Annotated in this window: 2 protein-coding genes and 1 pseudogene; all 3 read left to right on the top strand. The window is 72.8% G+C overall.

What is annotated here, in order from left to right:
* A partial coding sequence (locus tag D471_RS35030) for a DHHA1 domain-containing protein (protein WP_040690214.1) occupies nucleotides 1-832 on the top strand: 832 nt, incomplete at its 5' end.
* Nucleotides 833-1,436: 604 nt separating this feature from the next.
* Nucleotides 1,437-1,925 carry a Holliday junction resolvase RuvX gene (gene ruvX, locus D471_RS0118355; RefSeq protein ID WP_026127851.1) on the top strand — a complete coding sequence of 163 codons (489 nt, stop codon included), beginning with the start codon at nucleotides 1,437-1,439 and terminating at the stop codon, nucleotides 1,923-1,925.
* A pseudogene (locus D471_RS38515) lies at nucleotides 1,922-2,383 on the top strand (hypothetical protein); the annotation flags it as partial. The gene ruvX and the pseudogene D471_RS38515, both read left to right, overlap by 4 nt.

Raw genomic sequence — 2,383 nt, 5'->3', positions numbered from 1 at the left:
GCTCGGGGGGGAGCGGCTGGCGAGCGTCGAGGAGGAGGTCAACCACGTCCTCTCCGGTGACATCGACGTCCAGACCGAGGAGAAGAGCCTGGACGAGGCGCTGAGGATGGGCGCCCTGGCCATGTTCGGCGAGAAGTACGGCGACCGCGTTCGCGTCGTCGAGATGAGCGACTACTCCGTCGAGCTGTGCGGCGGCACCCACGTCGGCTCCACCGGCAAGCTGGGCATCGTCAAGCTGCTCGGCGAGTCCTCCGTCGGCTCGGGCGTGCGCCGCGTCGAGGCCGCCGTCGGCGTCGACGCCTTCCGCCGCCTGACCAAGGAGTCGGCCCTGGTCGGACAGCTCTCCGAACAGCTCAAGACCCCGCGCGAGGAGCTGCCCGAGCGGATCGACGCCATGGTCTCCCGGCTGCGCGCCGCGGAGAAGGAGATCGACAAGCTCCGGGCCGCCCAGGTGCTCCAGGCCGCGGGGTCCATCGCCGACGGTGCGCGCCGCCACGGCTCCGCGCTGGTGGTCGCCACCCCGGCGCCCGACGGCGCCGGCGCCGACGACCTGCGCAAGCTCGTCCTGGACGTGCGCGGGCGGCTCGGGGAGGACGAGCCCGTCGTCGTCGCCATGACATCGGTGCCCAAGGACCGCCCGGTCGTGGTGATCGCGGCGAACAAGGCGGCGCAGAAGGCCGGGATCAAGGCGGGCGAGCTGGTCGGCGTCGCGGCGCGCGCGCTCGGCGGCGGTGGCGGCGGCAAGCCGGACATCGCCCAGGGCGGCGGTAGCGACGCGAGCAAGGTCGACGAGGCGCTGCGCGCGGTGGAGGCGCGTGTGGCCGCCTCCTGACGGCTCAGCCCCAGGCAGCCCCAGGGGGTTTGTCGTTCGGGCGCCGGCAGGGTGCTGCAAGACGAGGCAAGCCGCGTAGCGAGGAACGAGCGATAGGCGTAGCCGAGGATGAAGCATCCCTGCCTCTTCGGGCGCCCGAACACGGGCCAAAGCGAAGCGGAGGCCCCAAACAGACACGACACGCCAGGCGGGTGCGGAACCGATTCCGCACCCGCCTTCGTATTTCCGCGTACCAGGGCGTGTCGTCCCACCACGGTACGTAGTGGTACACCTTTTCAGAAAGCGGCCTGCCCGGACATCCCACGTGGGTGGCTTACACTCGGACGAGACGTGCGGGCCCCGGATCCGCCGCTGACGCGGGCGTGACCGCGGTCTCCGCTCCACGGGGAGCTGCCGACCAGTCACCACCTGCGAGGCTGCGCACTGTCACCGAATCGGGCATACTGTGGCGCGTCACAGCCGATCACGCGGCTGTCCACGCGGCGATTCCCGCGATCCAGCTGACGAACAGGACCACCGTGTTGAGGATTTCCCAGCCGCGGTGCCGCGCCGTCCACGGCACGGACCGCCCGTACGCCGTCCCCGGTCCGGGGGAGACACGCCCTTGAGGCACGGTGTGCGTCTGGCGATCGACCCCGGTAACGCCCGTATCGGGGTCGCGGCGAGTGACCCGAGCGGCGTACTCGCCAGCCCGGTCGAGACCATCCGACGCGGCAAGGGCGACATCCACCGCATCGCCCAGTTGGTCGTGGAACGCGAGGCACGTGAGGTCGTCGTGGGCTATCCCGCGTCGTTGTCCGGCGAGGAGGGGCCCGCGGCCCGGTCCGCGCGTGAGTTCGCGACCGCCCTCGCCGGGATCCTCCATCCCATCCCCGTACGCCTGGTCGACGAGCGCCTCACCACGGTGACGGCCCAGGCGCAGCTGCTCTCGGGAGCCGCCTTCGCCAAGAAGGGCGCCAAGGGTGGCAGGGCGCGTCGGTCGGTGATCGACCAAGCGGCCGCCACCGTGCTCCTGCAGAGCACCTTGGACCAGGAACGGTCCACAGGCCACCCCCCGGGCGAGATCGTCCGCTCCAGCCAGGGAGAATCATGAACGACAGGGATTCCTACCCCGACGATCCCTCTCGTGGACACGTCGATCGCGGTTACGACTACGACCCGCTGACCGACCCCATCCCCACCCAGCCGAGGCCCCGCGGACGTCGGGCCCGTCCCGAGCCGGAGCCCCGAGGCGAGCGGTTCGACGCCGACGGCCGTCCTCAGCCGCGCCGCGCCGCGGACGACCCCCGTGCGCGGGGTGACCGTCGCGCGCCCGGAGACCCCCGTACACCCGACCGTGCCCCCCGCGGCGGTACGGTCGAGGACCCCCTGGGCCCCGGCGCGCAGAACCCCGGGCGCCGCCGCAGGCAGGGCCCTCCCAGTGAGCCGCCGCGTCGTGGTGGGGCCGCCGACGCCCTGCGCGGCGGACGTGCCGCGCGCTCCGCCGCGGGCCGCCCCCAGGGAGCCGAGACGGACCGTGCCCAGCCGCCCGGTACCCCTCACCCCCAGCAG

The sequence above is a fragment of the Nocardiopsis lucentensis DSM 44048 genome, from assembly GCF_000341125.1.
Lineage (GTDB): Bacteria > Actinomycetota > Actinomycetes > Streptosporangiales > Streptosporangiaceae > Nocardiopsis > Nocardiopsis lucentensis.
The sequence above is the reverse complement of the archived record's forward strand: the minus strand, read 5'-3'. Positions and strand labels throughout refer to the sequence as shown.